This window comes from Roseibium sp. SCP15 (assembly GCF_040329435.1).
Lineage (GTDB): Bacteria > Pseudomonadota > Alphaproteobacteria > Rhizobiales > Stappiaceae > Roseibium.
On record NZ_JBDZYI010000002.1, the window covers coordinates 949,095 to 974,527 of the forward strand.

Annotated in this window: 23 protein-coding genes and 1 tRNA gene; 11 read left to right on the plus strand and 13 right to left on the minus strand. The window is 57.0% G+C overall.

Annotation, left to right across the window (positions count from 1 at the left end; translation table 11 throughout):
- The first annotated feature begins 33 nt into the window (after positions 1 to 33).
- From ABLO27_RS11790 to ABLO27_RS11805, 4 genes are all read left to right on the plus strand, one after another.
- The gene (locus tag ABLO27_RS11790) at positions 34 to 396 is read left to right on the plus strand and encodes an EthD domain-containing protein (protein WP_353033112.1); all 363 of its coding nucleotides are present in this window, start codon (positions 34 to 36) and stop codon (positions 394 to 396) included.
- Positions 397 to 821: 425 nt separating this feature from the next.
- Entirely contained in the window at positions 822 to 2,078 is a 1,257-nt protein-coding gene (locus tag ABLO27_RS11795) for a fasciclin domain-containing protein (protein ID WP_353033114.1), read from the plus strand.
- Between the two features lie 210 nt (positions 2,079 to 2,288).
- Positions 2,289 to 2,711 (plus strand): hypothetical protein, encoded by a 423-nt coding sequence (locus ABLO27_RS11800; RefSeq protein ID WP_353033115.1) that lies wholly within the window; start codon positions 2,289 to 2,291, stop codon positions 2,709 to 2,711.
- Positions 2,712 to 2,880: 169 nt separating this feature from the next.
- Complete coding sequence (locus ABLO27_RS11805) at positions 2,881 to 3,342, plus strand: DUF302 domain-containing protein (protein WP_353033117.1); 462 nt, start codon at positions 2,881 to 2,883, stop codon at positions 3,340 to 3,342.
- Between the two features lie 87 nt (positions 3,343 to 3,429).
- Here the strand turns inward: ABLO27_RS11805 and ABLO27_RS11810 are convergent, their stop codons facing one another.
- Positions 3,430 to 3,744 (minus strand): antibiotic biosynthesis monooxygenase family protein, encoded by a 315-nt coding sequence (locus ABLO27_RS11810; protein ID WP_353033119.1) that lies wholly within the window; start codon positions 3,742 to 3,744, stop codon positions 3,430 to 3,432.
- Between the two features lie 379 nt (positions 3,745 to 4,123).
- On the opposite strand from ABLO27_RS11810, the gene ABLO27_RS11815 reads away from it, so the two are divergent.
- Positions 4,124 to 4,420 carry a hypothetical protein gene (locus tag ABLO27_RS11815; RefSeq protein WP_353033121.1) on the plus strand — a complete coding sequence of 99 codons (297 nt, stop codon included), beginning with the start codon at positions 4,124 to 4,126 and terminating at the stop codon, positions 4,418 to 4,420.
- A gap of 2 nt (positions 4,421 to 4,422) precedes the next feature.
- Here ABLO27_RS11815 and ABLO27_RS11820 read toward each other — a convergent pair whose 3' ends face one another.
- The 6 genes from ABLO27_RS11820 to ABLO27_RS11845 form a co-directional block, all read right to left on the minus strand.
- Complete coding sequence (locus tag ABLO27_RS11820; protein ID WP_353033123.1) at positions 4,423 to 5,466, minus strand: LacI family DNA-binding transcriptional regulator; 1,044 nt, start codon at positions 5,464 to 5,466, stop codon at positions 4,423 to 4,425.
- A 99-nt stretch (positions 5,467 to 5,565) separates the two neighbouring features.
- Entirely contained in the window at positions 5,566 to 7,041 is a 1,476-nt protein-coding gene (locus ABLO27_RS11825; protein ID WP_353033125.1) for a glycerophosphodiester phosphodiesterase, read from the minus strand.
- An 11-nt stretch (positions 7,042 to 7,052) separates the two neighbouring features.
- Complete coding sequence (locus ABLO27_RS11830) at positions 7,053 to 8,111, minus strand: ABC transporter ATP-binding protein (RefSeq protein ID WP_353033126.1); 1,059 nt, start codon at positions 8,109 to 8,111, stop codon at positions 7,053 to 7,055.
- Positions 8,111 to 8,884 (minus strand): carbohydrate ABC transporter permease, encoded by a 774-nt coding sequence (locus tag ABLO27_RS11835; protein WP_352946844.1) that lies wholly within the window; start codon positions 8,882 to 8,884, stop codon positions 8,111 to 8,113. The genes ABLO27_RS11830 and ABLO27_RS11835 overlap by 1 nt, the downstream gene beginning before the upstream one ends.
- A 63-nt stretch (positions 8,885 to 8,947) precedes the next feature.
- A complete protein-coding gene (locus ABLO27_RS11840; protein WP_353033128.1) occupies positions 8,948 to 10,252 on the minus strand; it encodes a carbohydrate ABC transporter permease in 1,305 nt (434 codons plus the stop codon).
- A gap of 73 nt (positions 10,253 to 10,325) precedes the next feature.
- Positions 10,326 to 11,696, minus strand: coding sequence for an ABC transporter substrate-binding protein (locus ABLO27_RS11845; RefSeq protein WP_353033129.1), 1,371 nt, complete (start codon positions 11,694 to 11,696; stop codon positions 10,326 to 10,328).
- Between the two features lie 689 nt (positions 11,697 to 12,385).
- Here ABLO27_RS11845 and ABLO27_RS11850 point away from each other — a divergent pair.
- Entirely contained in the window at positions 12,386 to 14,050 is a 1,665-nt protein-coding gene (locus ABLO27_RS11850) for an alpha/beta hydrolase (protein WP_353033130.1), read from the plus strand.
- Positions 14,051 to 14,245: 195 nt separating this feature from the next.
- On the opposite strand, the gene ABLO27_RS11855 is transcribed toward ABLO27_RS11850, so the two are convergent.
- Both ABLO27_RS11855 and ABLO27_RS11860 read right to left on the minus strand, forming a co-directional pair.
- A tRNA-Ala gene (locus ABLO27_RS11855) sits at positions 14,246 to 14,321 on the minus strand.
- 149 nt (positions 14,322 to 14,470) lie between these two features.
- Positions 14,471 to 14,860: a TIGR02300 family protein gene (locus ABLO27_RS11860; protein ID WP_353033131.1), complete on the minus strand. Its 390-nt coding sequence runs from the start codon at positions 14,858 to 14,860 to the stop codon at positions 14,471 to 14,473.
- Positions 14,861 to 15,082: 222 nt separating this feature from the next.
- Here ABLO27_RS11860 and aroA point away from each other — a divergent pair, with 222 nt between their 5' ends.
- From aroA to ABLO27_RS11885, 5 genes are all read left to right on the plus strand, one after another.
- Positions 15,083 to 16,438 carry a 3-phosphoshikimate 1-carboxyvinyltransferase gene (gene aroA / locus ABLO27_RS11865; RefSeq protein WP_353033132.1) on the plus strand — a complete coding sequence of 452 codons (1,356 nt, stop codon included), beginning with the start codon at positions 15,083 to 15,085 and terminating at the stop codon, positions 16,436 to 16,438.
- Positions 16,435 to 17,061, plus strand: a complete 627-nt coding sequence (gene cmk, locus ABLO27_RS11870; protein WP_353033133.1) for a (d)CMP kinase — start codon at positions 16,435 to 16,437, stop codon at positions 17,059 to 17,061. The genes aroA and cmk overlap by 4 nt, the downstream gene beginning before the upstream one ends.
- 271 nt (positions 17,062 to 17,332) lie before the next feature.
- Positions 17,333 to 19,030 (plus strand): 30S ribosomal protein S1, encoded by a 1,698-nt coding sequence (rpsA, locus tag ABLO27_RS11875; protein ID WP_352945968.1) that lies wholly within the window; start codon positions 17,333 to 17,335, stop codon positions 19,028 to 19,030.
- 267 nt (positions 19,031 to 19,297) lie between these two features.
- On the plus strand, positions 19,298 to 20,257 hold the full coding sequence (locus ABLO27_RS11880) for a DUF3616 domain-containing protein (RefSeq protein WP_353033134.1): 960 nt from the start codon (positions 19,298 to 19,300) through the stop codon (positions 20,255 to 20,257).
- Positions 20,258 to 20,402: 145 nt separating this feature from the next.
- Positions 20,403 to 21,272 carry a DMT family transporter gene (locus ABLO27_RS11885; RefSeq protein WP_353033135.1) on the plus strand — a complete coding sequence of 290 codons (870 nt, stop codon included), beginning with the start codon at positions 20,403 to 20,405 and terminating at the stop codon, positions 21,270 to 21,272.
- 29 nt (positions 21,273 to 21,301) lie between these two features.
- On the opposite strand, the gene ABLO27_RS11890 is transcribed toward ABLO27_RS11885, so the two are convergent.
- The 4 genes from ABLO27_RS11890 to mtnK are packed head-to-tail and all read right to left on the minus strand — an operon-like array spanning position 21,302 to position 25,356.
- Entirely contained in the window at positions 21,302 to 21,967 is a 666-nt protein-coding gene (locus tag ABLO27_RS11890) for a class II aldolase/adducin family protein (RefSeq protein ID WP_353033136.1), read from the minus strand.
- Positions 21,960 to 22,979 carry a sugar-binding transcriptional regulator gene (locus tag ABLO27_RS11895; RefSeq protein ID WP_353033137.1) on the minus strand — a complete coding sequence of 340 codons (1,020 nt, stop codon included), beginning with the start codon at positions 22,977 to 22,979 and terminating at the stop codon, positions 21,960 to 21,962. The genes ABLO27_RS11890 and ABLO27_RS11895 overlap by 8 nt, the downstream gene beginning before the upstream one ends.
- Positions 22,976 to 24,085 carry an S-methyl-5-thioribose-1-phosphate isomerase gene (gene mtnA, locus ABLO27_RS11900; protein ID WP_353033138.1) on the minus strand — a complete coding sequence of 370 codons (1,110 nt, stop codon included), beginning with the start codon at positions 24,083 to 24,085 and terminating at the stop codon, positions 22,976 to 22,978. Before mtnA ends, ABLO27_RS11895 begins: the two co-directional genes overlap by 4 nt.
- A complete protein-coding gene (gene mtnK / locus ABLO27_RS11905) occupies positions 24,082 to 25,356 on the minus strand; it encodes an S-methyl-5-thioribose kinase (RefSeq protein WP_353033139.1) in 1,275 nt (424 codons plus the stop codon). Before mtnK ends, mtnA begins: the two co-directional genes overlap by 4 nt.
- Positions 25,357 to 25,433: the final 77 nt, after the last annotated feature.

Genomic DNA, 25,433 nt, shown 5'->3' on the forward strand with positions numbered 1-25,433 from the left:
TTCAACCGGTCCACACTTTTGGAGGTTGTCGAAATGATCAAGCTTATCATGTGCCTTACCCGGCGTGCGGATCTTTCCCGCGAGCAGTTTCTCGACTACTGGCAGAACAGCCACGGCCCGTTTTTCATGGAAAACGCATCGGCTATGCGCGCCAAACGGTACCTGCAGGATCAGACCCTCAATTCGCCGCTGAACGATGCCTTCCGGCAGTCGCGCAATATGATGGCCGAGTTCGATGGGGTGGCGGAAGTCTGGTTCGAGTCCGAAGAAGACATGATGGAAGCAATGGGCACAGCTGAGGGTCAGGAACTGGCGGCAGCACTTCTGAAAGATGAGAGCAATTTCGTCGACCATGAAAAGTCCTGTGCTTTTCTGGTGCGCGAGCAAGCGTTCTGAGAACCTCAGCCTGTCTTTGAAAGTGGCTTTCTCATCAACTGACGGAACGTGCCCGATGCGCAGACACGGCTTCAAGCGACCCGATCGGTGAGCACCCCCATACCTGACCCGGTGTTTTCAGGGTCAGGTCAGCTTTGCCGGCAGCCCATCACATCGGCTGTCGGAAAAATTCACGAGACTGCAAAAATCCCCGGTCAGTTTTTCCCTTTGTCCTGCACGCAAATTTTCTCCACTCGTTGTGGCTGATTGTTTCTCAAGCAACGTCCTGACGTTTCACATCTTTTCGGAAGGTTACCTGTCGCCGTGGGTCTCGCCTTATCCGACAAGTCACAAATACACACCCTGTTTTGCGCCGACCCAATCAAATCCGCATCGTCCCCGGTCCGTATTGAGCTGCGTTGGGGGGCGTCATCGGAGGGTAACTCATGCCTGCGAATACAATTCTGGACATAGCACTTAGTAATCCGGACCTGGACGGAGACGAAAACGGCGATTTCGATATTCTCGGAGCAGCTCTTTCGCTCTTTCCCGACCTTGTCGACGCGGCGGGCAATGCCGAGGCGGATTTGACCGTTTTTGCACCAACCGATCAGGCGTTCCTGAACCTGGCAAATGCACTCAATCCGGCTGTGGGAGACAATGAAGAGCTTGCCATCACGACGCTGGTGGGCGTGTCTGCGCTTCTGTCACCGGCAGGCGACCCGACAGCGTTTCTGAAAACGGTTCTGACCTATCATATCGTTGGCGAATCCCTTACCGGTGAAGAAGTCGTTGCTGCCAACAAGATCGAAACTCTCTCAGGCGATACGATCAAGCCAAGCGGCCTGACCTTGCGCGACAAGGATCCTGATTTCGCTGACCCGAATGTCACCAATCCGGAAGCTGCGGCAAACGGCATCGAGGCCGACAATGGCATCATCCACGTTCTTGACAACGTGCTCCTGCCGTATGACATCACGATTTCTGATGGTGGGTTGGTGTTTGCCGGCCGTGGCCAGGACATTGTGGTCGGCTCCGATTCCTTCGATTTCATTTTCCTTGGCCGGGGCGATGACATCGCCAATGGACTTGGTGGCCATGACATCATCGATGGCGGTCGCGGCAACGATCTGATCAAGGGCGGCGAAGGCTGGGACCTTTTGAAAGGTGGCAGGGGCCACGACATCCTTGAAGGTGATGGTGGCAACGACGCACTGCATGGCGGCCGCGGCAAGGACATGCTCAATGGCGGCGAGGGCAACGACTACCTGAACGGTGGCCGGGGCGCCGACATGCTGGAAGGCGCGGAAGGCAACGACTACCTCGTTGGTGGACGCGGTGGCGACAGCTTCATATTCAATCCCTTCCGTGAGGGCGAAGGCGACGACGTTATTGCCGACTTCAATCCCAACAGGGACAAACTGGTTCTCGACCTCAGGGATGGCGATCCTGAACTCCTCGCGATGATCGCGATGGAAGGCGAAGAAGGTCTTCAGTTCACCGACTTCCTGACCTTCGACACCGATCCGGAGACGGATGGTGTTCAGGCAGCCGTCAGTCTTGGCGCCTCTGACGATGGCGACCTGCTGATCACCCATCCGACCGGCACCATTGAACTGAACGGCATTCCGTCCGATGTCGATCCGGCTGCCCTCCTGCCGGCAATCGAACTGCTGACCAGCGAGGGGCTGTTTACCGCCTAAAGCCTCTTGCTGATGGCAAGACACCGGCTTGCGTTTGCCCGAGCGCGGCCGGTGTCCTTGCCTGTTATTCGTCAATTCTTCTTCAAGCGATATTGTGACTTTCGAACGGCGGAGCCCCACCGCGCGGGTATGACGCAACCAGGGTGATCGTGCCATCGCTCAAAGGGCGTTACCATCCAGTGTCGACATGACGAGATGGGAGACCCTTTCATGAGCCGGAGTCCAGACAGGCGGTCCGATTCCCTCAGATTTGCTGCAGGCTTCGCGATTGTTTTCGGAGCACTGACGATCGTGTCCGGAGGGATTGCGCTCTTCTCCAGCCAGGGCGTCCGCGAACTGTTCGGCAACGTCATACAGTTCGTGCTCTGGTTCAATTTCCTTTCAGGATTTGCCTATGTCGTCACCGGTTGGGGGCTTTGGAAGAAAAAAGCCTGGGCCGTTCAGGCATCGGTCCTGATCTTCGCACTCATTCTCGGTGTCTTCACATATCTGGGGCTGCATATTCTGAATGGCGCTGCCTTCGAAGCGCGAACCGTCGCGGCCATGACTTTCAGAGCCGCATCCTGGCTGTTCATCAGCCTGATCGCGATCAAATCCATTCCAAGGAAGCACCAGGGGGCTGATCAGAAATGAGGAACCAGCAAATGGGAAGCAATCAGAACAGGCAAGTTCACGCCAGCTCTGACACTCAACGCCTTAAATATACCTGATTGAATTGCCCTTCATTCATTCAATTGTGATTGGCGTTTCCGGCAATTTCAAAGTGAAACTCGGCGGCGCTAGATTTTGACAGGAGGATTGAATGTTCAAAACCGCTTTCAGGATGCTTCTCGCCACCTTCGCCCTTTCCTCCCTGCTCGGCATTGCTCACGCCGCGGACAACCAATTGGTCAAGGTCTCCAGCCCGCACTCGGTCGGCCAGACGGTCGACAATCTGGTGGCAGCGGTTGAAAACGCTGGAGCCAAGGTCTTCGCCCGTATCGATCACGCCAAGGGCGGAAAAAGCGTCGATATGGAAATTCCGGCCAACGAAGTCGTCATCTTCGGCAATCCGCAACTGGGCACACCGGTCATTCGTGACGCTCCGACGGCCGGTCTCGATCTGCCCATCCGTGTCGCTGTGATTGAAACCGGCGATGGAACGGTGCTCGTCTACCGGGCGCCTGCAGCCCTGGCGGCCGAACACGGCCTGCCCGCAGACCATCCAAGCATCACCAAGATGACCGGTGCCCTGAACAAACTGACTGCGAAGGCTGCGCAGTAGGTTCGAAAAGACAGACATCATGCGGAAGTCGGCGTTGCGGGTACGTTGCCACGGCAAACTGTAACCGGGACGCCGACTTCTTTTGCATTACTCGCTCAAAACGGACTCAAAGCCTTCAAAATTCGGGTGCCCGGCATACATGGCCTTGTTGCTGCCCGCGTTCTTGTGCGCCTGCCGGAAATGCTCCGATTTGGTCCAGTTCACAAAGTCATCCTGACTGTTCCAAACGGTGTGCGTCGCGTAGAGCGTCGTGCCGGTTTCCTCGTCAAACGCCCCTTTCAGAAGATTGAATGTCTGAAATCCAGGGACCTTGTCCAGCTTGGAGTCGCGCTCGCGCCAGACAGTTTCGAACGCGTCCTCATGTCCTTTGAGGATCTTGAACCGGTTCATCGCAATGAACATTATTCCCTCCATCTGCGTGCTAAACGGAGCAGCGCCGCAGTCGTAATCTGATTACATTCCGCCTTTGCGCATAGCCTTCGAGGCCTTCTGTCAAAGGCATATGGTGGAAGAAAGCGTAGCCCGCCAACTTCCAGGTCGCCATGCGACACGTTTAACATTTAAGTGGAATAAATTACTCAACTTTTAAAGAGAGGATTTGGTTCGATCCTGCCGTTGCAACCGGGCAGACCTGACGGCGAACCTACACGATCACAGGCATGAATGCCCAACAGCTGCACACCGTCTGCCTTTGTGGCTGCCAATTTTCATGCATTATGATGACATGCAGCCCACAAATGGCTGGTGACGACACAGAGTTCAATCTGGAAAGGACACTGAATTGGCTGAGAAAATTTCCACCAAACAGGCATTTCTGGAAAAGATCGCAGGCAGGAAACACGTGAATGGCAGTGCCTGGGTCATCGTTTCCGCCGACGGAACGGTTGAGGGTGTCGGCCCCAAGGGCGGCCCCATTTCAGGAGACTGGTCGTGGGAAGGCGACTTTTATTGCCGCACCATCGTGTTTGATGGCGAACCCATGCTGAAGGACTATCAGGCCGTGTCACTTGACGGAAACACGGTCACCTACACACGAGACAAGGGAACCGGCGTATCATTGAGCTGGACCTTGAGCTGACGCTATTCCTTCACGATTGTGGTTCCGCGTTGAACCAGCTCCACACCGCACACCTGGACCTGTTGCGGCAGGTCCGGGTTTTCCAGCCTTTTCATCAGCAGGTCCAGTGTCACTTCGCACAAGTCCCTGCGGCTTTGATCAAGCGTGGTCATGTCATAGGACTTCCAGGAAGCCTGCACAATGTCGTCATACCCGACCACCTGCAGATCCTCGGGAACTCGAATTCCAAAGGTGTGTCTTAATCCGTCCAGGACACCCAGAGCGAGATAATCCGCACTGCAAAAAATGCCGTCGATCTCGTTCCTGTACTCATTGACAACGTGCGAAGCTTCCAGCCCGCCAGCGTAGCTTTGAGTTCCCTTCGCGATCCGGATAACCGGTACCCCGCCATCATTGGCGGCCTGTTCGAATGCAAGCGCGCGGCCGTTTACCGAGTAGGAAGACCTTTCAGGCGTGACGACGGCAAGGTTCCGGCAGCCGCAGGCGACGAGGTGTTCAAATGCCAGACGGCCTCCAGTGTCGAAGTCCGTCAACACCCGGTCAACCGGCGCGCCCGGATCACGCTTGTTGACCACCACCAGCGGCACCCCATTTTGCAGGCACTCCATGCAGATCTCCTCCGGCGGGGTGTCGGAGGTGACGATGACACCGGCAACGCTGTATTGCAGCAGCGACCCAATCAGATCGCCGACATCCGTGGATGGATCCCCTCTCAGAAGGATCGGCCGGAACCCGCGTTCCAGCAATCCTTGCGACAGGAGATCGATCTGTTCACCGCGGAAAGGATTGTCCAGGTCCGCCGCAACTACACCTACCAGGTCGGACTTCTGCTTGTGCAACGAACGGGCCAGCACATTGACGCGGTACCCCAGCTCGCGCGCGGCCTTGATGACCTTTTTACGGGTTTCTTCCGAAACGCTTGCGCCATCGGTAAACGTGCGGGACACGGCCGAGCGGGAAACACCGGCCCGTCTGGCAACATCGAAGGAGTTGACCTGCTTTTTAGACTCCGGAGCCTGTCTGGTATCAGAGGCGTCATCCGACATGCGATTACTCTTCTGTTGGCAGCATCTTCAAGCCGAAACTCGAAGACACATTTGTGCGGCCGGTTCCCAACTCGATTGGTTGAACCAGGCTTTATTCGTTCAGCAGTGTTCCTTTTGAGACAGCATCCTTTGGACCAGGAAAGGTTCGTTGATGTTGAGTATGTCCGGCTGAAGCTGAAAAAGTTTGTCAAATATCTCCGGATCGCTTCCCATGTAGGCTGCCATGGTCTTGCGTCCGGCATTCCGAACAGCCTCGAAATCTGCGGCGTTCGCGTTCCTGACGTTGAATTCTATGATGTCCGCGCCAAACGCGTTGAGGCAATCCTCCAGGTTTTCATAGTCTTCAGGACGCGCCATCAGACGCGCTTCGGGAAAATTTTCCCGTATTTCTAACAGCGATTTCTGATTGAACGACCAGAAAAACACATCTTCTGGTGACAATCTGTGGAAGACTGCCTCTACGACAGAAATCGGATTGGCCTGCTTGATCTCAACATAGAGCTTTCCCTGCCAGAACTGTGCCTGATCAAGGATCTCGGAAAGCTCAGGCACCTTCTCACCTTGGAAGAAGGAGGAAAACCAGCTTCCTGCATCCAGCTCAGCAATCTCGTTCGAGGATTTGTCCGCAAGCGGTCCCTCGCCCGTTGTTGTCCGGTCGAGCGTAACGTCGTGATGCACGACTACCTGTCCATCGGCTGTCTCCCGGACATCGATCTCAACGTAGTCAAAGCCACCACCCCAGGCAGCCTGAGCCGCGGACCGGGTGTTTTCCGGAGCGATTTTGCACGCACCTCGATGGCAGACAATTTCCGGACGCTTCAATCCGTCAAACTTGTAACGGGCAATCATTTCTGGCTGATCAGAACAGATACCGAGCACAGGCATCTTCACCAATGCTTCAACGACACCCTTACGTTCCTCGTGCCAGATAACCACCGGCAGTCCACGCCTTTCGGCATTGGCGAAAAAGGCATCATCCAGCAATTGATCAGGCCGGTCTCCCGCCCGCTCCCAGCATGGATGAACAATCTCCGCACCGCATTGATCGGCGATCAGAAACGGATCCATGTCGAGGCCGACAAGAATGGAAACAGGATAGGCACATCCCTTTTCCAGCAGTTCGGCGCAATAAGCCGGAGTGTTGGCCCCGACGATGACGCGTTCGATCCTGTTGGCGATCAGTTCAGCGATCGCCATCGATGCCGCATCGGCTTCCTTTGCATCCAGATAGATGCCCGTCCCGAATTTCGCTGCCAAAGCGGCAACTTCGGCAAACATGGGCGCCGGCCGGCCAGCTGCTTCCGTCAGCTCGATCAACCTGGCGGCCGTGACGTCACTCAAGGCGAGGTCCACACCGCAGGTCTTTTTCAGATCCGCATCGTGGAACGCGACGGGAATACCGTCCGCAGTCAGCCGGACGTCGACTTCCCACATGTCCGCACCCAGTTCGTGCGCGCGCTGGAAGGCATCCAGCGTGTTGTCCCAGGCATAGGCACTCGCACCGCGATGAGCGATTGACAGCGGTGTTCCACTGTGAGCCTTGAACCAGGTACGGTCCGGTTGAAAAGAAGTCATCTCAGATCCTGTCAGAGCCTGTTTCCGTCCGGACCAAAAGCCAGGATCTTGTCTTCGGCAATTCCCCAGGACACTTCATCGCCAAGCTTGAAACCACCACCGTGGGACTGAATGGAGCGGAGAACTGCCCCGTTTTCAAGCGTAACGTCGTAAAGTTCCTCGCGGCCCTGCGTCTCAACGAAGCTGATCTTGCCTGTCACTTTCAACCCGTTGTCCGGCTGGAAGAATTCCGGGCGGATACCAAACCGCATGTTCGTGCCATGCCCCGGCATGCTGATGCCCGCGGGCACCGGCAACGTGACCTCGGAATCAGCCAGTTTCAGACCACCGTCCGTTGCAATCCCATCCAGGAAGGCGATCGGCGGGTTGCCAAGGAACCCCGCGACGAAATCCGACGCCGGGTTCTCATACATCTGGTTCGGCGTGGACAACTGGACGATCTTGCCCTTGTTCATGATCGCGATGCGATCACACATGGACATGGCTTCCACCTGGTCATGCGTCACAAGAATGGCGGTGATACCGGTCTGAAGCTGGATCCGGCGGATTTCAGATCGCATTTCCAGGCGCAGCTTGGCGTCCAGGTTGGCCAGCGGTTCATCGAGCAGAAGGATATCCGGCTCGCGAACCAGCGCACGGGCCAGGGCGACACGTTGCTGCTGGCCGCCAGAAAGCTGTGCCGGCCGGCGTTCTAGAAGTTCGCCGATATGCACCAGCGCGGCGATGTCCTGAACCTTCTTGTCGATCACCGCCTTGCTTTCCTTTCGCACCTTCAGCGGAAAGGCAATGTTCTCGTAGACGTTCATATGCGGATAGAGCGCATAGTTCTGGAACACCACGCCGACATTTCTGTTCTGTGACGACACGCGGGTAACGTCCCGTTCTCCGAACAGCATGCGTCCGCCATTCATGCGGTGGATACCGCACACGGCAAAGAGCGTGGTCGACTTGCCGCAGCCGGACGGGCCGAGGAGCGCCAGCATTTCACCGCTTTCAAGTTCCAGGTTCATGTCCTTGATGACAGTGATGTCGCCGAAGGTCTTCGTGAAGTTTTCAATGGAAATACGCATCAGCCCTTCGTGCCTCCGCCATAGATGTTCATGAGTTTCTTATTGAAGATCAGATAGATGACAATCACCGGCATCGCGTAGAAGACACCAACGGTCTTGAACATGTTGAAGTCCGGCTTGACGTCGTCGACGATCAGGTTCTGCAGGTAGACGCCGAGGACCTGGGCGTTCGCCCCGGGTGCCAGAACCTGCGGCAGGATGAACTCGCTCCAACCTGAAAGGAAGGCGAAGATGCCGAGAGCGGTCAGACCGGGCTGTACCTGCGGCAGGACCAGCTTGTGCCAAACGGTGAAGCGGCTGGCACCGTCCTGAAGACCGGCCATCTCGATTTCCCACGGCACGGTGTCGTAGAAACCCTTCATGATCCAGATGCCAAAGGGCAGTTCCAGCGCCGCCTTGACCATGATCACGCCGATCAGCGTGTCATAGAGACCGATCATCTGCAGGATGAGGAAGATCGCGATGATCAGTGTGATTGTCGGGAACGCATGCAGGACAATGAGACCTGCAAGAAACAGCCCGCGGAACGGCATGTTCAGGCGAGAGAGCGCATAGCCGGAGGTTAGCGAGACCGACAGCACCACCACCGTGGAAACGGTGGCGAAGATGAAGGTGTTGAGTGTCACCCACCAGATGGAGGTTCGGCCCGCCTCCGGCGCTTCCCAAAGGAACCGCCAGTGTTCGAACGTGACCCCGTTCGGAACCAGTGATCCCGGCGGGCTGACGGTAACCGTGTCCACGACAAGGTAGACATACATGATGACCAGTGGCATCGAGGTTACGCCGAGTGCCAGCAGGATCGGCCAGGTCTTGAAATTCTTTGTCACATCAGCCTCCTACTGCTCGATACGCGGTTTGCCGATCATGGTCTTGAAGTCGAAGAGGCGCAGATAGAGCATCGACGCCAGTATGCCGATGATCACCAGCACCACGGCGAGCGACGCGCCATAGCCGTATTCCAGGTTTCCGCCATAGTTGTTCAACGCGATCTTGAAAGAGTAGAGCGCCCAGACATTGGTTGCGCTGCCCGGCCCGCCGTCCGTCGACAGATAGATGTATTCAAACGAGGTCAGCAGCGAGAGCGTCTGGTATGCGGTGGTGAAAAGGATCGGCCAGCGAAGTTGCGGCAGGATGATGTACCAAACCTGCTGCAAACGGCTGGCTCCATCCACTTCGCTCGCATAAAGCATCGAGGACGGAATTGCCCGGATGGCGCTTGAGAAAAGGATCATGCCCATGGATGCGCCGACGAAACCGTTGATCAGGACGACAACCACCCAGGCGTGATAGGCGGTGTCCAGCATCAGATTTCGCGCCGGGACGCCGAAGAAACTCAGCAGCGTGGACAGGAACCCGGTATCCCAGGTCATCCACTTCCACATCAGGACATAGAGAACCGGCGGCAGAATGCGCGGAAGGAACCAGATCGTGCGGAACGCCGCGGCCTGTCCCGAGGGCAGATAAAACGTGGCAATGGCCAGGAACAGACCGAACCCGATGTTGAAGGCCAGCGTGAAACCGACATAAACGGCAGAGTTGGCGGCCGCCCGGTATGTCGACGGCAGCGAGGCCATGCGGGAATAGTTCTCCGTGGTCCAGACCCATCCGGTATAGGCTTCACGGGTTACTTCCTGCGTCTGTTCTGGCGTCAGGTCGAGATTGAGGTCCTCGAGTTTCGACAGAAACCGGCTTTCACTGTCAAAGCGGATGTTCAGGATCGAACTCTTGAACAGATCGGCGGCCTTTTTCAGCTCCCGGGTCGATCTCGGCCGGGACTTCAGCTTTTTCAGAGCCCGCTCCAGATCCCTGCGACCGTCAAAGGTCTTGCCGGCAAGGGAAGCGGCAATCTCCTTGGCGAATTTCGCGCCGTATTTCTCTTCAACCGCGGCCAGGCCGGCGTCGTTGATCTGGTAGATATCGCTCTCAAGACGTTCAATCGTTTCGGCAGGAAGACCGTCTTCCTTGAGCCGCAGGATCGTGTCCTGAGAAATTTCGTAGGCTCCCCCTGTAATACCGGTCGAAGTGCTCATGGAGGTGAAGGAAAACACCCCGGTCAAAAGCACCGGAACCAGGAAAAACAGAACAGAGAGGAGGATCGCCGGAGCCATGAAGCTCAGGCCAAACAAGTCTGCACGCCGCATTGTCTGCCCCTGACATAAAGGACGGCCGGACAGCTACCTGGGAGTAAACGCTGCCCGGCCGGCGGGAGTTGGATTAGCGAACGATCAGGTCGTCGCCGAGAGTGGCTTTCATTTCAACTTCCACTTCATCGACGGCCTCGGCCGGCGTCTTGGTACCGGTCCACGCCGTTTCCAGCCCCTTGAACATCAGTTCGGAAAACTGACCGTATTTCAGATGGTTCGGCTGTGCATTCGCGTGACCCAGCAGACGTTCGGTTGCTTCTGCTGCCCACTGGTCGTTTGCATAAAGCTCGATGTTGGACTGCTCCTTGGCGATGCCAAGGTGGGCCGACTTGATCGCGTGCAGGGAATTGATCCGCGGCTCGGAAGCGATCTTGAGCAACTGTGCCGCGATCTCGATGTCTTCCTCGTCGTCCTGGTTGGTCAGCAGGTAGGTCAACGGATGCGTGATGGTGTTGGCGCGGCCGTTTTCGTTACCAGCCGGGATCAGCGTGAACTGAATGTTGCCAAAGAAGTCCTCAAGACCTTCCTTGCCGGTGTAGCGGGCATAATGCCAGGTACCGCCATGCCACAGGGCCGCCTTGCCGGAAGCAACTTCGGAATACCACTGTGACCATTCGGTACCGATATGGTTCTTGCGGGTCACACCAGCCTCAACAGCATCCGCGAAGAACTGATAGAAATCGGTCATGGCCTGCTTGTCGAGAACCAGCTTGCCGGTTTCCTTGTCCATCAGCTCACCGCCGAAGGACTGATAGAATTGTGCAAAGTCCGGGCCGTTGGATACGCGCGGATAGAAGCCGTAACCTTCTTCAACTGCCCCTGCCTCAACAGCCTTCTTGGCGTCTTCCAGAACGTTGGCAAGCGTGTATTCGCCAGCTTCAACTTTCGCTGGCAGCGCGTCGATTTCATCGTCGGTGTAACCGATCTTCTTCATGGTATCTCTCCAGAAGAAGAACGGACGGCTTTCGGCGTCCTGCGGCAGACCGACGACCTGGCCGTTGTAGGACGTGATCTCGACGAGGTTGTCGTAGAGGTTGTTCAGCGGCCATGCGTCCATGTCGACGTAGTCTTCGACCGGAACGATCAGGCCAGCCTTGCTCCACGGTGCAATGTCCAGGTGGCTGGTGACAACGATGTTCGGTGCGGTACCGGCTTCGGCTGCCAGGGTAACGGCCTGCTTGAACTCCTCCCAACCGGCGAAGTCGCGCTTGCCTTCAACGGTAATGTTCAGCTCTTCGCCATTGATGGCGTATTCGCGCTCCAGCATGTCGGCCGCCATTTCGATCGCTTCGATACGATAGGCGTCGCTGTCGTTGGAGCCGCCAGCCCAAACGGTGATTGTCAGGTCTTTTGCAAGGGCTTCACCGGCAACTGTTGCCGCAGTGAGAGCCAGAACGGCAGCCGCTGTGGACTGGCGCAATTTGGAAACAAGAGTGGTCATCTATCTCACCTGCTTATTGTTGTACGCTGCCCTCTGGAAGGAGTAGCTAACGTACCAAAGAGTGTTGCACACGTGTGCAAGTCTTTCAATAGAGATTGGATATTACGGCCGTATGACAGTTCACCCGAAATTCCAGGAAATCGCTTAGCAAGCTAAATTCTCAATTTCTTCAATATGTTATTAGAAAAGAGTTTTTCTCACGTTCACGTGTGCAAAAAACAACCCTTCTTCGACAAGAACCCTTCGCTTCCACTTCTGGATGAGCACCAATCGTCCTGATGATTACCTTGGCCAGGGCACAATTTGATGAATGTCGAGGCTCGAAAATGCACTCCTGCGCATTCCGGTCCCAGGGGTGACCGGAAAAGCCGACACGCATGCCTCTCGTCACCACAATTGAGTTTTCACCGGGAGCTTTTTTACGAGGAACATCTGCAGCAATCCTCTCGCCCAATGCGTTTGAGCCTTCGTTGAAGACCACGATTTCCTCGCGGGACCCCTCATGAGCAAATAGCGTTGCGCACGAAAATTCTCTTACAATCTGTGTAGGTTAGGCTAAGCTTGAAATCGTCATCACAGGTTTGATGCAACGGAAGCACCGCCGGTTCCGGTCGCGGTCATTTATAGAATTCAACAACGTCCTGCTCATTTTCCACGGCAGCAGCAACACCTGCACGAGGTTGAATGCGATGCATTGGCTCCGCTCTCAGATTTACGGACTGTCCGTCCCCTGCCTGATGCTGGGACTGTTTTTCTTTGCGGCTTCCCTGACGCCATCGCTCATTCCCCGCGGCCCTGCTGTGCAAGGCGTGCTCGGAGGGATCGTCATTGCCCTTGGATATCTTCTGGGAAGAATCATCTCGCTAATCTGGCAGGCTGCGGACCTGCCGCGACTGGATAAAAGGCTGAGACTGGCCTTCAACGCGCTCTTGGCAGGCGCTGTGCTGGCTCTCGCTGTCTGGACTTTCTCTTCCAACCTCGAATGGCAAAACGCGCTGCGGGCAAAAATGGACCTGGAGCCCGTTGAAACCCAACATCTTGCGATTATTCTCGCTACAGCTGCGCTCACATTTGCCGTGGCTTTCCTGATTGGCGCATTGGTCGCAACGCTATTCCGCTGGATCCGCTCCCGATTCTATCGCTTCATGCCGGCTCGGCGCGCCAATGTCCTCGGGGTCGTCGCCGTCGTGTTGATCCTGTTCGTCGTCACGCGTGACGGGATCCTCGACCGTGTCGTGACCGCTCTCGATGAGAGTTACGAGGCTGCACAGAAGCTTTTTGACGATGCCCCTCCCCGACCAACCAATCCGAATCAGGCCGGTTCTACCGCTTCGCTGATCGACTGGGCCGCAATGGGGCAGCCCGGCAGGGACTTTGTGCAGTCAGGACCTGATGCCGAGGCAATTTCGGCTTTCACCGGCAAGCCGGCGATGGACCCGATTCGGGTCTATGTCGGCCGCGCCAACGGGGAAACGCCGAAAGAACGCGCCGAACTTGCATTGGCTGAGCTGATACGTCTCAACGCATTTGAACGCGAGGTCCTGATCGTCACCAGCCCGACCGGCACCGGTTGGATGGATCCGGGTTCACACGACCCCGTCGAATACATGCACGATGGAAACATAGCCACCGTCAGCGCGCAGTACTCTTATCTGCAGTCGCCGCTGGCCTTGATTCTTGAGACCCGCACCGGACTTGACCAGGCCACCGCACTGCTGGAGGTCGTGCACAGATATTGGAAAACACTTCCGGAAGACAGCCGGCCGAGGCTCTACGCGCATGGTCTGAGCCTCGGCGCCTGGTCTTCCATGTATGCGACCAACCTGTTTCGCCTTGTCGATGATCCGATTGACGGAGCATTCTGGGCCGGTCCACCATTTCCTTCAGATCTGTGGCAATACGTTCAAAACGCCCGTCAACCGGGCAGTCCCTGGGTCCTGCCGACGATCGAAGATGGCTCGCTTGTCCGCTATGCGTCTCATTTCGCCGATGCATCTCATGCTGAAGCAGACTGGAGCAGGATGCGGATTGTTTTCCTGCAATACTCAAGTGACCCGATTGTATTTTACGATCCGTTCTCCGTTTGGCGCGCACCGCCCTGGATGAACGACCCTCCGGCCGAAGACGTTTCGGAACACCTGACCTTCATCCCGATTGTCACCCAATTCCAGCTTGCACTGGACATGGCCCTGTCGTTCGGGGCGCCTCCCGGTCACGGTCATGCGTATTTTGCGCAGGACTATATCGCCCCGTGGGTTCAGGTAACCGCTCCTCAAGATTGGACTGCCGAGGACACAGAGCGCCTGAAAGCCCATTGTAACCTGGGTTTCCAGCACGGGTGCTCCAACGAGTGATGAAGGCGTTTGTAGAGATAGGATTGGATTTAGTCTGCCGGGTCTTGCGCCCCTGAAATCGCCTCAAGCCAAATTGCTTGACGGTTTACATCGAGGACCCAGCAATCTCGGACGACGTGCAGCACAACAGGCATGCGTTGCAGAAGCATCGGGAGATCATTCGATTTTAGGGAAAAATCACTTCAAGAGAAGGAATGGTGGAGCCAAGGGGAATCGAACCCCTGACCTCTTCGCTGCCAGCGAAGCGCTCTCCCAGCTGAGCTATGGCCCCATCTTCCGTGCGACCGGTTTGGGTGTCCGGCGCTGATGGAGGCGGAACATAAGCATACCGCCTCACAAGATCAAGCAGAAAATGACAGGAATTTTTCCACTCTTTGTGGAAAAGCTCAGGCAGGGAATTATCCCTGCCCAATCAGCATCTTAGCTGTCGCTGTCGTCTTCGATTTCGACACGGATACCCGGAACGGAGTCCTCGTCTTCGTCATCTTCATCAAGGAAGACATCGTCATCGGAGCTGTCGTCGTCGACGTCGACATCGTCACCTTCGATATCCGGCACATCATCGCCGCCCTCGGCCTCGGCATCGGCCTCTTCCAGGGTCACGATTTCCGGAGCTGCTGCGTCTACGTCATCATCATCATCGTCGTCGGAGGTTTCTTCCGGCTTCGCGGCTTTGGCCGCGCGGGAAACCATGACGGCTTCAAAGATGGTACCGCATTTCGGGCATGTGATCGGCTCACGGTTCAGATCGTAGTATTTAGCGCCGCAGCTCGGGCACAGCCGCTTGGTGCCAAGTTCAGGTTTTGCCACTGTGCTCACCCTCGTTTATTAACTGGCTGACTTGAAATTGTGGGCCGCCCCATAACCCCAAGCGTTGCCGCTGTCAAAGATAAATCGGATCAAATTCGTCGTTCGCCCCATTGTTCTGCATGTTGCGAACCAAATTTCAAGCGTTGGAGTGGATGACGAAGCTGCATCCACATGATAGGACGTGACACCTTTTTGAAAACACCCAAGTTGCGGACATTGAAAATGTCACACGATTCTGCGCCCTCTCCCCTGACTTCGAGCATGGGCAGCCCTCTGACCGGCACGATCCGCGTGCCGGGCGACAAATCCATTTCCCACAGATCGTTGATGTTCGGCGCCCTGGCCGTGGGCCGGACGACCGTTAAAGGCCTTCTCGAATCTGAAGATGTTCTGGCCACGGCCGACGCGATGCGCGCGGTTGGCGCGACGATCGAAAAGCATGAAGACGGAACCTATACCGTGGATGGTATCGGCCTCGGCAGCCTGCTGGAGCCGGAGCACGTCATCGATTTCGGCAATGCCGGAACCGGTGTCCGCCTGACAATGGGCATTTTCGGCAGCCACAACATTGCCGCTACCTTTGTCGGCGACGGATCCCTGTCGAAACGACCGATGGGCCGCGTACTCAACCCATTGCGCGAAATGGGAACCAACGTCATAGCACGTGACGGTGACCGCCTGCCTGCCTCCATCCGTGGAGCCGAGCAGGCTCTGCCCATCACTTACCGCGTGCCCATGCCTTCGGCCCAGGTCAAGTCCGCCGTGCTTCTTGCCGGCCTCAACGCACCGGGAGAAACCACAGTTATCGAACCCATCCCGACGCGCGATCACACCGAGAAGATGCTCAAGGGCTTTGGCGCCGACATCTCGGTCAGCATGAACGAAGCCGGGGAACGCGTGATCAGGCTGAAAGGCCAACCGGAGCTCAAGCCTCAGGATATTGACGTTCCAGGTGACCCGTCGTCTGCTGGTTTCCCGCTTGTGGCCGCGCTGATTGTGCCGGGCTCGGATGTCACGATCGAGAATGTTCTCCTCAATGAACATCGCACCGGCCTGATCACCACGCTGATCGAGATGGGTGGCGACATCGAGATCGTAAACCGGCGCGAAACCGGTGGTGAGGAAGTCGGCGACCTTCGTGTGAAGGCCAGCAAACTGAAGGGCATCACGGTTCCGGCCGATCGCGCTCCGTCCATGATCGACGAATATCCGGTGCTTGCCGTTGCCGCTGCATTTGCCGAAGGCGATACGTTCATGCCCGGGCTTGATGAACTGCGCGTCAAGGAATCCGATCGTCTGGCGGCTGTTGCCAGGGGCCTGGAGGCCAACGGCATTCCCTGTGTGGAAACGGAAGACACGCTGACTGTTACGGGCGGCGCCAACAATATTGGCGGCGGCACGGTGACCACGCATCTCGATCACCGCATTGCCATGTCCTTCCTGGTCCTCGGCATGGCCGGCCACAAGCCGGTGACCGTGGACGATGGCGCGGTGATTGCGACGAGCTTCCCGACGTTCACATCACTGTTCGAAGAACTCGGCGCAAAATTTTCCGCAAGCGCCAGTGAGGCCGCATGATCGTAGCAATTGATGGACCGGCAGCATCCGGCAAAGGAACTCTCGCACGCCGGCTGGCTGACCATTTCGGACTGCGCCATCTGGATACGGGCCTGACCTATCGCGCGGTGGCTGCCGCCCTTTTGGCAAAGGGCTTGCCGCTTGGCGATGAAGCGGTTGCCATCGAGATCGCACAGAATCTCGATCTGGCTCAGATGGACAAGTCCATTCTGTCCGCTCATGAGATCGGAGAAGCGGCGTCCCGGATCGCCGTTCTCGGCGGCTTGCGTGAGGAGCTGGTCAACCTGCAACGCCGTTTTGCCGAAACGCCTCCTGGAGCTGTCCTGGATGGGCGCGATATCGGCACAGTCGTGTGCCCGAACGCCACCGTAAAGCTGTTCGTGACCGCGTCCGCGGAAGCGCGTGCGCGGCGCAGAACCGACGAAATGATCTCCAAAGGGGTCGACGCGGTATATGAAGCGGTGCTTGACGACCTGAAGCGGCGCGATGAACGGGACAGCCAGCGGACAGTGGCTCCGATGAAACAAGCAGACGATGCGGTCTTGCTAGATACGACAGAAATGGATATAGAGACCGCGTTCCAGGCGGCTGTGGATATCGTATCACGCGCCAAGGATGCTTAATTGATTTAGGGGGTTCACCTTGAGGTGCGCCCCTGTTCGTGCATCCGGAGCATTGGGCCTTAAGGGCCCGCAGTTCTTGTTAGAACAAAAAGTAATTCGGCAGGACGCGGCTTTTTTGCGTCCTGTGACGAGACCGGATTTTCCGTCTCCCGCCCCCGCCGGCCCGCTCTTGAAGCGGAAGGATTTGCGGAAACCGCGATCCCGGGAAACGGACAGTCCGGAGTGCAACACCAACCCGCCGGCGGCGCGCCAAAAGGCGCTAGGAGAATAAATGACTGATTTCAATCCCTCTACCGAGGACTTTGCAGCTCTTCTGGAAGAATCCTTCGTCCAGAACGACCTCTATGAAGGCGCTGTTGTCAAAGGCACCGTTGTTGCCATCGAAAAAGACCTGGCCGTCATCGACGTAGGCCTGAAGGTTGAAGGCCGCGTGCCGCTGAAGGAATTCGGCGCCAAAGGCCGCGACGGCGAAATGGGTGTCGGCACCGAAGTTGAGGTTTACCTGGAGCGCGTTGAAAACGCACTCGGTGAAGCCGTTCTGTCGCGCGAAAAAGCTCGCCGCGAAGAAAGCTGGGTTCGCCTGGAAGCTGCATTCGAAGCCAACGAAAAAGTCAACGGCCAGATCTTCAACCAGGTCAAGGGTGGTTTCACCGTCGATCTGGATGGCGCTGTTGCCTTCCTGCCGCGCTCCCAGGTGGACATCCGCCCGGTTCGCGACGTGACCCCGCTGATGCACACGCCTCAGCCGTTCCAGATCCTGAAAATGGACAAGCGCCGCGGCAACATCGTTGTTTCCCGTCGTGTTGTTCTGGAAGAAACCCGTGCGGAGCAGCGCTCCGAACTGGTCCAGAGCCTGGAAGAAGGTCATACCGTGGAAGGTGTGGTCAAGAACATCACCGACTACGGTGCGTTCGTCGACCTCGGCGGCATCGATGGTCTGCTGCACGTCACCGACATTGCGTGGCGCCGCATCAACCACCCGTCGGAAGTTCTCACCATTGGCCAGACCGTCAAGGTTCAGATCATCCGCGTCAACCAGGACACGCACCGCATCAGCCTCGGCATGAAGCAGCTTGAAACCGATCCGTGGGATGGCATCGAAGCCAAGTACCCGATCGAAGCCAAGTTCACCGGCCGCGTGACCAACATCACCGACTATGGTGCATTTGTTGAGCTGGAGCCGGGCATCGAAGGCCTGATCCACGTCTCTGAAATGTCCTGGACCAAGAAGAACGTCCATCCGGGCAAGATCGTTTCCACTTCTCAGGAAGTCGAAGTGATGATCCTGGAAGTCGATCCGGTCAAGCGCCGCATCTCCCTGGGCCTCAAGCAGACCCTGCAGAACCCATGGGATGCATTCGCAGAGCAGTTCCCGGTCGGCACCAACGTCGAAGGCGAAGTCAAGAACAAGACCGAATTCGGCCTGTTCATCGGCCTCGACGGCGACGTGGACGGCATGGTTCACCTCTCCGACCTCGACTGGAACCGTCCGGGCGAGCAGGTCATCGAAGAGTACAAGAAGGGCGACATGGTCAAGGCCGTCGTTCTGGATGTTGACGTTGAGAAAGAGCGTATCTCTCTCGGCATCAAGCAGCTCACCGGCGACCCGATGGAGACAGGTGCAGGCGGCGAAATCCGCAAGAACTCTGTCGTGACCTGTGAAGTCATCGAAGTCAAAGACAGCGGCCTGGACGTCAAGATCGCAGACAGCGACCTGACTGCCTTCGTTCGTCGTGCGGACCTGTCCCGCGACCGCGAAGATCAGCGCCCGGAAAAATACTCCGTCGGCGACAAGTTCGATGCCCGCATCACCCAGTTCGACAAGAAAACCCGCCGCGTTTCCGCGTCCATCAAGGCTCTGGAAATCGCAGAAGAGAAGGAAGCTGTCGCTCAGTACGGTTCTTCCGACTCCGGTGCGTCTCTCGGCGACATCCTGGGTGCCGCTCTGAAGCAGCAGTCCGAAGACTAAGTTTTCGTCTCTTTGAAAGAGACCTGAACGCAGAAAGCCCGGCAGCAATGCCGGGCTTTTTGTTTTTTTGCCTTCAGGACCTGGCAGCCCACGAAACAGCCCGTCAATTTCGGCTCTGCATCTCTTGCTTCAGGATTCGGCATGCTAAGCTGCATAGCTTTCCCGTTCCGGAGTCTCCCGATGCGCCTGATTTTACTTACCTTTTTACCCCTATTAGCAACAAGTTCAGCCATCGCAGATATCTCTCGCTCCAGCGAGACCTGGAAGGTGAAACCGAATTTCGAGAAAAGCGACAAGGCGCGTGAGTCGATCAGCGGCGCGGCCTGCGTACCTGATCTCGGTCAGTGTCTGGCGGTGAACGATGAAAAGAAATACGCGCAGTTTTTCAAGATTGATGATAGGCGACTGGAGCCTGGCCGCCTGATCAGGCTGCTGCCGGGAAAGATTGACGGCAAGAAAACCAAGGAAATTGACGCAGAAGGCGCCGTTTATGTTCCACCGAGGAACACAGGCGAACCCGGCTTCTATTTCGTCACCGGCTCGCACGGCCTATCCAGAAGTGGCGAGTTCCAGCAATCCCGTTTTGTGCTGTTTCGATTCCCGGTCGACCCGGAAACCGGGGCTCCCACTTTCAAGTTCGACGACAAGAAAGTTGCTCCGGAGATTTCCCGCACGACACTGCTGCAGGAGACCATAAGAAACACGGAGCCTCTGAGCGCCTTTGCTGAAAAGACGCTGGATCGGAACGGCGTGACGATCGAAGGGCTTTCGGTCATGGGAGAGGACCTGCTCTTTGGTCTGCGAAGCCCGTGCCTGTCGGAACACGCGCTGGTCATGTGGGTTCCGATCGATAAGCTCTTCATGAGCACCGCCCCCTCGGCAAAAATCGACAAGGTGAAACTGGGCGACAACGTCGGCATACGGGACCTGACGGCCGTCAAGGACGGGTTTCTCATCCTGTCCGGTCGAAGCGACGACCGCCGAGGTGACGAAAAACTGACCTGCGGCGAAAACCGAAAGCCCCCTTCCCCATTTCCGACAGTGTGGTTCTGGAGCGGCAAGGAAGAGGACGCTGCGAAGCCGCTTGGCCAACTTCCCGGAATTGATGCAAATGACAGTGCCGAGACATTGCTCGTTCTGGAGGAAACTGAAGAGGCCTATCGCATCCTGATCTTGCTGGACGGCAAGAAGAACGGTGCACCCGTGGAGTTTCTGGTCGAGAAATAGGTCTCAACATTCCCGCGGCATCTTGAACACTTTTTGTGCGAGACGCACAAAGAGAACAGAAATCGTGTTTGCCGGGCTTGCAACCGGACCGGTTTTCACATGTATCGGATACACGTCCTAAAATCTTTCCGAACGGTACTTCCCAATGTCAGCCTTTGAGCTGTGCCGGATTGCAGGCACTGTCTTTATCGCCGTCACTCTGATCGTGATTGGCGACACATGTGGCAAGCTTCTGACGGCTGGCGGCGTGAATCCGTTTCTGGTCGCATTTTCACGGTTCGTGATCGGAGCACTTGCGCTGTGGCCGCTGGCGCGGATCAGGTTTCATGAACTGGCAGCCTACAAGGACTGGCGGGTGATCCTGCGTGCGATCTTCATCACCTGTGCAATCTGCTCCATTCTGACGGCGCTCAAGACGGAACCGATCGCAAACGTCTTCGGCGCCTTTTTCGTTGGACCGCTCATCTCCTTTGTCCTGGCAATCATTTTTCTTTCCGAGCGGCCTTCACGAACACAATCAGTGCTGCTTGGCCTTGGCTTTCTGGGTGTTCTGCTGGTGGTCAAACCGGGTTTTGGGGCGTCAACCGGTATATTCTTCGCCGTGCTGGCCGGTGTCTGCTACGGCTGCTATCTCTTCATGACCAAACTTCTGGCCGGTGCGATGCGGCCGAGCCTGCTGTTGATGTCCCAGCTCCTGATCGGCTCAATCCTGCTTACCCCGTTCGGTCTGAGCGTCGACATGCCGGAGCAAAATACAAGTCTCTGGCTGCTGATTGTTCTCAGTGCTCTCGGGTCTGCGGCAGGCAACTATGTTCTGGTGGTTGCCAACAAGATGGCCGATGCCAGCCTTGTTGCCCCCCTCGTCTACAGCAAGCTCATATCCGCGACAGTGCTCGGCATTCTGGTGTTTGGCGACTGGCCGGACAGCGTCGCATTGCTGGGTCTCACCCTGATCATCTTTTCAGGGCTGGGGTCACTGGCGGCAACACGGGGAATGCCCGCCCGCTACGCGTGATGCGGATGAAGTAGAGTTAGCCGCCTCAATCAAGCAGACTTGATGCCGTAGTTGGCGACCGCGCCGAGCACTTCATCGATCTCGTCTTTCGACAGGATGTACGGCTCGCCCAGGGAGCGGCTGAGGATGAAGGCGCGGGCAAGGACTTCCAGTTCTTCCATGCGCCAGAGCGCCTTGTCCAGATTTTCGCCGACAACAACTGCCCCGTGATTTGCCATCAGACAACCATGTCTGTCAGCCATTGCACTGGTAACATTTTCAGCCAGTTCGTCGCTGCCAAAGAGCGCATATCCCGCCAGAGGAACAGTATCTCCACCGAACAGCGCGATCATGTAGTGGCACGCCGGGATTTCCATCCGATTGATGGACAGCGCCGTGCAATGAACCGGGTGCGCATGGACAACGGCATGCATGTCCGGCTTGCTGCGAAGAAGCGCCAGATGGAACTGCCATTCGGTTGAAGGTGGGAACGGGCCTTCGGCCTCCCCGTCTCCCTCGATCGGCAGCGATGCCAGCATGTTCGGCGTCATCCTGTCATAGGGAACGCCTGAGGGAGTGATTATCATCCTGCTTCCGGCGCGCGCGGACACATTGCCGGAAGTGCCCTGATTGATACCGCGCCGGTTCATCTCCTTGCAGGTATCGATGATCGCCTGCCGGAGTTCCGGAGTGTCCTTGTAAGGTGCTTTAAGCATTATCTTTCGCCAGATTGAGTATGGCTGCGGCCGTATCCGAACAGGTGGCGACATGGGTCGCGTAACCACCGCGAATGGCTGCAAGCATGGGTTCGGCCCTGTGAGGTCCCGAGCCAACCAAAAGGCCCATTTCCTTGTTGCGCATCTGATCCAGAGTGACCGCAATCATACGGTCTTCGATCTCCCGGTCGAGACCATTGCCCTCATGGTCAATCAGGCGACCGCAGATCACACCAATGGCACCTTTCCGGGTACAGTCCTCAATGTCGCCACGATCAAGCAAGCCGGTGTGAACCACATGACTTTCGCTCTGACAGGTACCGCAGGCAAAGATGGTCTTGTTGCAATCGGCCACCGCCTGCAGCTGCATCTGGATGACCGGTTCCTGTTTCAACTGCTCGACCAGGCCCCTGTCGGACAGAAGCAAAGGAACATGCAGATTGACACAATGTGCGCCATAGCGGCGGGCAAGTGTTGCAGAGCAGGTTTCCGCGGCAAAGCCGAGGGCTGCAGGACGCGAGCCGACCAGCTGCACGACCGTCAGATCTTCCATGGTGATACGGGGAGCTGCCTCGGCCACCCTGTAGACCGTTTCCCCCCAGGCAACACCCAGACGGTCCCCCGGCTCCAGCAGGTTCGGGAGCCAGTCAGCAACGACACGCGTCACGCGATCCAGAGACTGGTCCGGGCTGCCCGGCGAAGAGGGAATGACAACTGCGTCCTGAAGGCCGAAGCGATCCACCAAACCACGGGCAAGTTCCTGATTTCGGAATATGTCGCTGTCGAGTGAAATGCGGACATAGTCCCGCTTTCGGGCTTCGGCCAGATAGTTGACGACCGTGGCACGCGAAATTCCGAGCCGTTCGGCGATCTCGTTCTGGTTCATGCCTTCCTGATAGTAACACCAGGTCACTTCAAGAATGGCGTCCTCCTGAGACCGAGAGCGCGCAGCAACTCCGCGCGCTCCGCTTCTGGTTTCCGTTGACCTTGCCTTGGCCGGACCCGGACTCATGCGCTCTTGGCAACCTGGGCAAGGTCCGGGAACAATTCAGCCAGTCCCTCCGGGCTCGCCGTGCACACGCCCCGTTCCGTGATCAGGCCGGTCACCAGATGGTTCGGCGTCACATCAAAGGCAGGATTGCCACCCGGCGTGCCATGCGGCGTGACCTGAACCACGCCAATAGCATTGTCGTCCGTCAGCCCCTGAATGTGGGTCACTTCGCGCTCGTTGCGTTCCTCGATCGGAATTTCGGCGACGCCGTCATCCACCGTCCAATCGATGGTCGGCGACGGCAGAGCGACATAGAAAGGCACGTTGTTGGCTTTTGCCGCCAAAGCCTTCAGGTAGGTGCCGATCTTGTTGCAGACATCACCGCGGCGCGTTGTGCGGTCCGTGCCGGTGATGACCATGTCGACCAGGCCGTGCTGCATCAGATGACCACCGGCATTATCGGTAATGTAGGTGTGTGGGATACCGTGGCTGCCGAGCTCCCAGGAGGTCAGAGCCCCCTGGTTCCGCGGACGTGTTTCATCGACCCAGATATGAATCGGAATGCCTTCGTCATGAGCCTGGTACATCGGGCTCGTTGCCGTTCCCCAGTCAACCGTTGCAATCCAGCCGGCATTGCAGTGGGTCAGGATGCGAACCGGCTCGCCATCCGGTTTGCCTGCAGCAATCTTGCGGATGATGTCCAGTCCGTTCTGACCGATGCGGTAGTTGATGTCGACGTCTTCGTCGGAAATCTCATGCGCGAGTTTCAGCGCGGCGGCGGGACGCTCATCGATCGGCAGCGGCTTCAGGAAATTGCGGCATCTGTTGAGTGCCCAGCGCAGATTGATCGCCGTTGGACGTGTCTTGTCCAGATACTCCCAGGCCTTGTCCAGATTGTCATCGGATGGATCGAGCTTGGCAGCCAGTGCCATGCCATACGCTGCGGTCGCACCGATCAATGGTGCTCCGCGCACGCGCATCTCAACAATGGCATCGGCAAAGTCCTGCAGCGTATCAACCTGCTGGATGCGGAACTCATGAGGCAGCCAGCGCTGATCAATGATCTGCAGGGCGCCCTTGTCCTCGTCCCACCAGAGCGAGCGATAATGGGTTCCGTCGACCTTCATATGATGTCCTTCTTGTTGAATTGGCGCGCGAGCGTGAGCAGTTCATCGATTGATGTTGTCGTCCTGGCATTCAGAACCAGTTCCGCTCCCATCAACAGGTTGCGCGCTTCCAGGCGGGCCTTGAGGTCCTTGTCCTCGATCTCTTCGAAATCGGCGTTGTGCGCAAGCGATAATGTGCGCCGGTGCATTTCAATTCCGCAGAAGCCAAGCGCGTCGGCCCAGATTTCGTCCAGCAGATCCGCGCAGGCATCACCCGAGTGATGCCCCTGGCTTTCGAAAAGCGCAACGGGATAAAGCATCCCCGTTCGTTCCGTCTTCCAAAGGTGGGTGAATTCTTCGTCGAAGGCCTTCACGGTTTCTGCAACAACCGAAAGGATCCACTCCCGGTAATCTTCAAGCGCGGCATCGTGGCGATGGGCTTCCTGGCTGAAATACGCCATGAAGAAGTTCGCGAGCAGCATGCCGAGATCGAACCCCATCGGGCCATATTGAACGAATTCAGGATCGATCACCCGGCTGTCCGTATCGGTCGACATGATCGAACCGCTGTGCAGGTCGCCGTGCAGCATTGTCTCCGTGTTCGAAGCGAACTTCATCAGCAGGCGTTGGGCTTTCGCCTTCAGTTCCGGGTTGGAGCGCAGTTCCGCAACCACCGGGTCGAGCCCATCGGTATGATGGTTCATCTCCGCTTCGTGATAGGGGTCGGTGAAAACAAGCGCTTCGGTGATCGCCGGAATTTCAACATTGCCTGAAAAGAGACCGACATCCTTTTTCTTGTCGGCGCTTTTCATGGAAAGCTCAGACCCTCGGAATGCCGTGCGCGCGCAGAACTTGCCGAGGAACGTGCCAAGTCCGGCAACCTTTTCACCGTCGATAAGCTTGCGACGCAGGATCTTGTGGGGCGCGAGAAACTCCATGACGATCAGCGCCTGCATCTCGTCGAAGTGATAAACCTCCGGAACGGCTCCCGGATCCCTTTCCGCCTGACGCACCAGAGCGTGGTTTTCAAAGAAGGCCCGGTAAAGCGGAAGCGGCCAGCTGTCGCCGACAAGCCGGACATAGGGCAGTGCCTGCTTGACGATCACCGTGCCTTCAGGGCCTTCGACGATGAAGACCAGGTTCAGGTTGCCGTCGCCGACTTCCTTGACCTGCCAGGTCGCCGGATCTCTTCCAACCCTGTTCGCCACTGCATCAATGGCGGATAGTCGGGCTCCAAGCTCCTCCGGCGTCAATGGCTGATACTGGTTTGGCGTATCCATGATCGCGATCATTCCTCCCGTTTACGCCCCGATAATGATCAAGATTATTCAAAAGTCAACTGAGTTGACAAATGACTATTTTGCATGTT

Coding starts and splice junctions, on each gene's coding strand:
- ABLO27_RS11840 (WP_353033128.1), bottom strand. CDS start 10,252: ATGCGGCGTGCAGACTTGTTTGGCCTGAGCTTCATGGCTCCGGCGATC.
- ABLO27_RS11885 (WP_353033135.1), top strand. CDS start 20,403: ATGTCAGCCTTTGAGCTGTGCCGGATTGCAGGCACTGTCTTTATCGCC.
- mtnA (WP_353033138.1), bottom strand. CDS start 24,085: ATGAAGGTCGACGGAACCCATTATCGCTCGCTCTGGTGGGACGAGGAC.
- ABLO27_RS11795 (WP_353033114.1), top strand. CDS start 822: ATGCCTGCGAATACAATTCTGGACATAGCACTTAGTAATCCGGACCTG.
- ABLO27_RS11820 (WP_353033123.1), bottom strand. CDS start 5,466: ATGTCGGATGACGCCTCTGATACCAGACAGGCTCCGGAGTCTAAAAAG.
- ABLO27_RS11845 (WP_353033129.1), bottom strand. CDS start 11,696: ATGACCACTCTTGTTTCCAAATTGCGCCAGTCCACAGCGGCTGCCGTT.
- ABLO27_RS11835 (WP_352946844.1), bottom strand. CDS start 8,884: ATGCCACTGGTCATCATGTATGTCTACCTTGTCGTGGACACGGTTACC.
- rpsA (WP_352945968.1), top strand. CDS start 17,333: ATGACTGATTTCAATCCCTCTACCGAGGACTTTGCAGCTCTTCTGGAA.
- ABLO27_RS11805 (WP_353033117.1), top strand. CDS start 2,881: ATGTTCAAAACCGCTTTCAGGATGCTTCTCGCCACCTTCGCCCTTTCC.
- ABLO27_RS11825 (WP_353033125.1), bottom strand. CDS start 7,041: ATGACTTCTTTTCAACCGGACCGTACCTGGTTCAAGGCTCACAGTGGA.
- ABLO27_RS11810 (WP_353033119.1), bottom strand. CDS start 3,744: ATGTTCATTGCGATGAACCGGTTCAAGATCCTCAAAGGACATGAGGAC.
- ABLO27_RS11890 (WP_353033136.1), bottom strand. CDS start 21,967: ATGCTTAAAGCACCTTACAAGGACACTCCGGAACTCCGGCAGGCGATC.
- ABLO27_RS11830 (WP_353033126.1), bottom strand. CDS start 8,111: ATGCGTATTTCCATTGAAAACTTCACGAAGACCTTCGGCGACATCACT.
- ABLO27_RS11895 (WP_353033137.1), bottom strand. CDS start 22,979: ATGAGTCCGGGTCCGGCCAAGGCAAGGTCAACGGAAACCAGAAGCGGA.
- ABLO27_RS11850 (WP_353033130.1), top strand. CDS start 12,386: ATGCATTGGCTCCGCTCTCAGATTTACGGACTGTCCGTCCCCTGCCTG.
- cmk (WP_353033133.1), top strand. CDS start 16,435: ATGATCGTAGCAATTGATGGACCGGCAGCATCCGGCAAAGGAACTCTC.
- mtnK (WP_353033139.1), bottom strand. CDS start 25,356: ATGATCGCGATCATGGATACGCCAAACCAGTATCAGCCATTGACGCCG.
- aroA (WP_353033132.1), top strand. CDS start 15,083: ATGTCACACGATTCTGCGCCCTCTCCCCTGACTTCGAGCATGGGCAGC.
- ABLO27_RS11790 (WP_353033112.1), top strand. CDS start 34: ATGATCAAGCTTATCATGTGCCTTACCCGGCGTGCGGATCTTTCCCGC.
- ABLO27_RS11800 (WP_353033115.1), top strand. CDS start 2,289: ATGAGCCGGAGTCCAGACAGGCGGTCCGATTCCCTCAGATTTGCTGCA.